Annotated in this window: 1 protein-coding gene; it reads right to left on the bottom strand. The window is 38.6% G+C overall.

Annotated elements, in window-relative coordinates; translation table 11 throughout:
- Positions 1 to 573 (bottom strand): nicotinamide riboside transporter PnuC (gene pnuC, locus N1032_RS26150; protein WP_259543557.1); only part of this gene is annotated, 573 nt, incomplete at its 3' end.
- Between the last annotated feature and the right edge of the window lie 52 nt (positions 574 to 625).

Here is a 625-nt window from a genome sequence, read left to right as displayed (position 1 = left end):
AAAGAAGACTAAACGCATAATGAAGATAGCAAAGACAGAAGGTTCAATGGATGCAGCAAAGAACCACATCACAATCTCTATCAAATTATAAACAATCCAAACAGGCCATTGTTCTTTGGTTTTCAAAGAAAGCAGGATTGTACCAGTAATTACTAATACAGATGATGGCCCATCTAACAGTGGTAAATGACTTCCGTGGATAATCGCTAAACAAGTAGCAATAATCATGCCAGCAATTGTCAAACCACTGATCCACAATTTGTTAACTGGAGACAGTTCAACAATTGTGTGTTTGTTATTCATCCAATGATACCAACCCCAGAGTTGTAAAGGGACAAGGAGGAACAGGTTCATAGCTGCATTAGCATAAAACCCTGAATGATAGCTTAACAAACCATACATCAATGACAATACAGCACCTAACAGCGGTGCTATTGATTTCTTAAATGCGACAGCGAGTACAAACAGGACACCGATTACAGAAGCAACAGATACTTCCACGGATGCATGAGTGAGTGCTGTTGCAACAATTACAGAGATGACAGCGATACAAGGCCAAATTCTTTTAAACATTAGGGGACAGCTCCTTTTTAATTTCATCACATTCATAAAAATCTTTACCGTC

Origin of the sequence: Herbiconiux daphne, assembly GCF_024979295.1 — a bacterium.
Classification (GTDB): Bacteria; Actinomycetota; Actinomycetes; order Actinomycetales; family Microbacteriaceae; genus Herbiconiux; species Herbiconiux daphnes.
The sequence above is the reverse complement of the archived record's forward strand: the minus strand, read 5'-3'. Positions and strand labels throughout refer to the sequence as shown.